Below are 500 nucleotides of genomic sequence, written 5' to 3' on the forward strand. Positions count from 1 at the left end.
TTAGTTACCTACTAGTGCAGTGCCAGGCACCGGGGTATAGTGTCAGCCGGGCCTGAAGGAAGAGCGCGAGAATGAGTGCCGTAGCTTTGACGATAATCGCGTCTATCCTGCTCGCTTGTATGGCAATCAGCGTGTGTGTGATGGTTTACTTAGCTTGTCGATCTATAGAGGCTATCGAAAAAGCTTTAGCGAAATGCAAGTATATTCAGAGTAACAGGGAAAACTTTTCAGCGGCTGGTCTTGTTGGAAAATTAATGCGTACTTGCCTGGCGGCAAATATGCTGATGATTCCAGGGTTGTTTGTTCGAAAAGGTGTGGCAGATGTTTCAGATCTCGAGAATTTTCCAAGGCCTATTAAAAGAGTTTTGTTGCCGTCTTGGATGGGGCTTGTAGTGTCGACGACCTTGTTCTTTGCTTTCAACTGGCTGGTGGGAGTTTTAAAGTGAACTTGTGATGAAGTCTCAAGTACTCAGGCTTGTGCCCAGGCCACATGGCAGCCT

At 47.0% G+C, this 500-nt stretch carries 1 protein-coding gene; it reads left to right on the forward strand.

Features of this window, described 5'->3' with window-relative positions; all coding sequences use genetic code 11:
- Nucleotides 1–71: 71 nt before the first annotated feature.
- Nucleotides 72–446 carry a hypothetical protein gene (locus tag QWI17_RS00690; protein WP_033690019.1) on the forward strand — a complete coding sequence of 125 codons (375 nt, stop codon included), beginning with the start codon at nt 72–74 and terminating at the stop codon, nt 444–446.
- The last annotated feature ends 54 nt before the right edge of the window (nt 447–500 follow it).

This window comes from Gilvimarinus gilvus, assembly GCF_030518155.1.
Classification (GTDB): Bacteria; Pseudomonadota; Gammaproteobacteria; order Pseudomonadales; family Cellvibrionaceae; genus Gilvimarinus; species Gilvimarinus gilvus.